The organism is Streptomyces sp. HSW2009 (assembly GCF_040240285.1).
Classification (GTDB): domain Bacteria; phylum Actinomycetota; class Actinomycetes; order Streptomycetales; family Streptomycetaceae; genus Streptomyces.
The window spans coordinates 1-4,539 of sequence record NZ_JBEHZD010000584.1 but is presented as its reverse complement, the minus strand read 5'-3'; the positions used below and the strand labels follow the sequence as shown (position 1 = coordinate 4,539).

At 75.7% G+C, this 4,539-nt stretch carries 5 protein-coding genes; 2 read left to right on the top strand and 3 right to left on the bottom strand.

Translation table 11 applies throughout. The features are described from left to right. Positions 1–274 precede the first annotated feature (274 nt). Together AAHZ94_RS28985 and AAHZ94_RS28980 are read right to left on the bottom strand one after the other, a co-directional pair. Positions 275–814: a hypothetical protein gene (locus tag AAHZ94_RS28985; protein ID WP_349996599.1), complete on the bottom strand. Its 540-nt coding sequence runs from the start codon at positions 812–814 to the stop codon at positions 275–277. Positions 815–1,109: 295 nt separating this feature from the next. Further along, a complete protein-coding gene (locus AAHZ94_RS28980) occupies positions 1,110–1,484 on the bottom strand; it encodes an RNA-binding S4 domain-containing protein (protein ID WP_349996598.1) in 375 nt (124 codons plus the stop codon). Between the two features lie 336 nt (positions 1,485–1,820). On the opposite strand from AAHZ94_RS28980, the gene AAHZ94_RS28975 reads away from it, so the two are divergent. Next, on the top strand, positions 1,821–2,453 hold the full coding sequence (locus AAHZ94_RS28975) for an Rv1733c family protein (protein ID WP_349996597.1): 633 nt from the start codon (positions 1,821–1,823) through the stop codon (positions 2,451–2,453). 92 nt (positions 2,454–2,545) lie between these two features. Continuing rightward, on the top strand, positions 2,546–3,493 hold the full coding sequence (locus tag AAHZ94_RS28970; RefSeq protein ID WP_349996595.1) for a GNAT family N-acetyltransferase: 948 nt from the start codon (positions 2,546–2,548) through the stop codon (positions 3,491–3,493). A gap of 242 nt (positions 3,494–3,735) precedes the next feature. Here the strand turns inward: AAHZ94_RS28970 and AAHZ94_RS28965 are convergent. Continuing rightward, positions 3,736–4,539 (bottom strand): CAP domain-containing protein (locus AAHZ94_RS28965; protein WP_349996594.1); only part of this gene is annotated, 804 nt, incomplete at its 5' end.

Below are 4,539 nucleotides of genomic sequence, written 5' to 3'. Positions count from 1 at the left end.
CCCCCCCCCCCCCCCCCCCCCCCCCCCGCCCCCGCCCCCCCCCCCCCCCCCCCCCCCCCCCCCCGCCGCGTGTTTGTGCCAGGCCGTACGCCCCGCCCGGGCCGATGGACATGGCGCCGCTGCCGCTTCCATGACGCCATCGGCTCGTATCTGCGGCAGTGAAGTGCGGTTGTGCGTACGGCAGTTGGGATGGCGGCTGTCGGTGGGGAGGTCAGGCGGATCATGCTGACCGCGAGGGCCGGGTGCAGGGCGCCGGCGGGCGGATGGGGCCGGCTCAGTCGTTCGGGAGCACCGTCCCGCAGCGGCTGCAATACCGGGCGTCCGTCTCCGGAGCCAGGCGCCCGCACTCGACGCAGACCCGGTGCAGCAGGCAGGCCGCGTCGCCGCCCTCGCGTTCGATCGGGGCCGGCGCCCCGATGGTCAGGCCCGGCCGGCGGCGGTGCACGGTCAGGTACACCAGGCCGGCAGGGCCCGCGGAGACCGCCCGCCGGCTGCCGCGCGGCAACCACACCAGATCGCCAGGGCGCACCAACTGCCCTTCTGTGGAAGGTTGTTGACCATCGTTGTCGGATTGCTCGGCCGGGGTGGCGGGGGCCGGCGTGGCCTGTGCGGTGACTGTTGGTGAGGCGCCTGCCGCGCTCCCCGCTTCGGCGTCGGCCTCCGGGGCCGCGTCGTTGAACAGCCGGCCGCCGCCGTCGATCACGTACAGCAGCACATCGAGCCGCGCCTCCAGATGGGCGGCGACCTCGGCGCCCGCCGGCAGCCGGATCACATTGGCGTCCAACTGGCGCTGGTCGGGCGAAAGCCGCCACAAGGCTCCCCGCCGCTCCGCAGGCGCCTGCCGAACGAGCTCGCTGACCTGCGTCAATACCTGGGGCTCGGGAAGCGGTCGCACCGCAGTCCTCTCTGCTCGGCCGTCCGTGACGCGGCTGTCCGTTCCGGATTGTACGAACTGCCGCGGGGGTCGCGCCGCCGGCAGGGCCCGCGGCAGCAACGGCGGCAGCAACGCATGCGGCAGCCAGCGGTTCCAGCCGCTCCGGGCCCGGGCAGCCGGCGGCCGGGTGGCCCGCCCCTCGGGGAGCCACCCGGCCGTCATACGGGTACTGGCCTCAGGCGCCGCGCAGCCGCTCCATGTCACGCCGGTCGCGCTTGGTGGGCCGTCCGGTGCCGCGGTCCCTGATGCCCATCGCCGCGACCTCGTCGCGCGGCGGCGGGGGCGGGCTGTTGTCCACGTAGCACTCGGCCGCGATGGCGGCGCCGACCCGCTTGCTCACCAGCCGTGAGACGACCACGATGCGCTCGCGCCCCGCGTGGTACAGCCGCACCTCGTCCCCCGGGCGCACCGCGGTGGCGGGCTTGACCCGGCCGCCGTTGACGCGGACGTGGCCGCAGCGGCACGCCGTGGCGGCCATGGAGCGGGTCTTGGTCAGCCGCACCGACCAGATCCAGCTATCGACTCGTACGGTCCCCTCGTCTGCCGTCATGCCCCCGACTCTAGCGGCGGGTGGTGGCTCGATGCGGATGCATTTTTCGCCGGGCGGGTCCCGGCGGGGCGCCGGACACGGTCCGTGACCGACCAGGCACCCCATGGCTTCGGCGCCCCGCCGCCTCCGCACCGCAGGGCCGCGGCGCCCTGCTGTCCCCGCACCGCAGGGCCCAGGCGCCGCACGCCGCCCCGGCCGGCCCGCGGCGCCCGTCGTACCCGGCATGCATGAGGAGGCGGCGGGCACGGTACCCGACCCCCGACGGGCACCCCGTCGGCAGCACGGTGGGTGGCCCGGTACGAGCGCTGGGTGGCGACACGCCGAGGAAGTGAGCCGATGAGCGGGAGAGCGAAGCGGCCCCCTCCGCCGGCCTGCCCGCAGCCGGCGCCACAGCCACGGCCCAGGCCCCGGCGCTGGCTGTGGCGCTGGCGGCGCAACCCGCTGCGCCGCCGTACGGATGTCATGGAGGCGTGGGTGCTCCTGCTGGCGGCCGTGCTCATGGTCGTCGGCGGGGCGGCGATCGGCGTGACGACCGCCCTGATCGTCCAGCGCCCCCTTCTCGACCAGTCCGAACACCGCCACCCGACACGGGCAATGCTCGTCAAGGACGTCCCCCAGCGCCCCACGGAACTCGGCGAGCCCGGCAGTAACCGGGTGCGGGCCACCGTGCGCTGGAGTGACGGCCAGGGGCGGCAGCACACCGGCCGCACACCGGTGGCGGAGGGGCACAAGGCCGGCGACCGGGTCACCATCTGGACCGACGAACGGGGCGAGGCCACCGCGACGCCCCTCACCCCCGAACAGGCCGCCACCCGGGCCGCGGTGGTGGGCGCCATGGCCGCGACCGGATTCTGCTGCACCGTCCTGGTCGCCCGCAGCCACCTGCAACGACGCCTGGACCGACAGCGCGCCGAAGAGTGGGAGCGGGCCTGGGCCGAGGTCGGCCCGCGGTGGAGCGGCCGGGTGTGAGCACGGCGCCCACGCGCCCGCGCGAGGTGGCCCCGTGCACCCGCGCGGAATTCGGTGGCGGCGGTCGGGTCGCCCTGGCAGGGTGGCGCCCCATGGACAGTTCAGAGTTCCTGACCGCTGCGGACGTACGGCTCATGCAGGGCCTGGCCCAGCGGATCGTCCCGCTCCGGCCCGACCTGGTGAACGCCGACGCCTCGTACGGGGAGTTGGCCTGGAACTGGGGGCGGGCGCACGCCTGGCGCAGCCCGAGCTGGCGGCGTCGGCTGTGGTTCGCCGACTCCGAACTGGTCGCCTGGGGCTGGGCCCACCTGCCGTTCCAGGCCGAGCGGAACGACGGCTCGGTGGCGAACGTCACCGGCGCCTACCTGGCCTACCAGGTGCACCCCGAGCACCAGGAGCTGGTGGACGAGGTGATCGAGTGGTACGACGAGGTCGCGGCGGGCCTCGAACGCACCGTACTGCCGGGCGCCGCCGACGAGTTCGGCCTCGCGCGGTGGGCCGCGCACGGCTATGTGCCCGACCAGGAGGCCCTCGGCGACGACGGCTCCTGGACCCAGCTCAACGAGCGCGACCTCACGGACCTGCCGAGCCCCGAACTGCCGGCCGGCTACCGCTTCCGCACCGCCGACGAGGTGACCCCCGAGGCGGTCGTCCAGGCCCACGTGGCCGCCTGGACGCCGACCAAGTACACCGTCGAGGGGTACGAGGACCTGCGGAACACCCCGCCCTACCGCGGTGACCTGCACGTTCTGGTGGAGGCTGCGGACGGGACGATGGCGGCTTCGGCGATCATGTGGTTCGACGAGGTGAACGCCACCGTGGAGTTCGAGCCGGTCGGCACCCATCCGGACCACCGCAGGCGCGGGCTCGCGGAGGCGGTGATGCTGCACGGGATGCGGCTGGCACAGGCGGCCGGGGCCCGGCACGCGACCGTCGTCTGCCTGGGCGCACCGGGCCACCGCGCGGCCCGCGAGCTCTACTACGGCGTCGGATTCCGCGAAGCGTCGCGGGACGCGCCGCTGATCAAGACGGTGGAGTGACGGCGGGCATGGCGGGCACAGCGGGGGCGGGGTGACGGCGGGCGGCGCGCCCGCGGACGTTTCCGCGCGCCCCCGACGACAGGGGGGCCGAGAGGGGCCGGGCGGACGGTAGCCCCCGGGGAAGCCGGCCGGTCGGGGCAGCGGAGCCGGGGGAGGCGAGAAGCCCGGGGGAGTCGGGCAGCAGCCGCCACGCCCCCGGTGTCGCCCACCTCAGCGTCGGCCCAGCGCCGCACATGCCCCCCTCAGCGCCGTCCCGTCGTACCGAACAACTGCGTCCAGTACGTGCCGGCGAGGCTGCCCGTCGCGTAGCCGATGCCCAGTTCGTCGAAGCCGGGGGCGAGGATGTTGGCGCGGTGGCCCGGGCTGTTCATCCAGCCGCGGACGACGTCGGCCGGGCTGCGCTGGCCGCAGGCGATGTTCTCGCCGATGCCCCGGTGCCGGCAGCCGGCCGCCGCCGCCCGGTCCCACGGCTCGCTGCCCTCCGGCGAGGTGTGCGCGTAGAAGTCGCGCGCCACCATGTCGGCGCTGTGCGCCTGGGCGGCCCGGGCGAGGAGCGGGTCGACGGCGAGCGGACGCAACCCGGCGGCCTGCCGCTCGGCATTGGTCAGCTCCACCACCTCCACCGCCGTACGGGCCAGCCCGGCCGCCGAGAACGGCTCGGCCCACAGCGCCGTCCAGTACACATTCCCCGAGGTGGCCCCCACCGCCCGGCCGACCCCGGCGTGGGCCGCCCAGACCGCCCCGAACGGTGCGCCGCGCAGCGCGTCGGCGCGGCAGTAGTCCACCAGCTCGACGGGCGAACGCGGCCCCGACACCAGGTGTTCGGCGATGGACAGGTACGCGTAGCCGGTGCCGGTGATGCGCTGGAAGAGCGAGGTGCCCTGGGGGGCCTGCGCGCCCAGCCGCTCCTGGGCGGCCATGGCGCCGGCATGGGCCTGGGCGGCGCCGGTCAGCCGGGGGTCCACGGCCACCGGGCGCACCCCGGCCCGCGTGCGGAGCGCGTTGACCAGGGCGACGACCGCTTCCCCCGGGCCCTGGTCGATGCC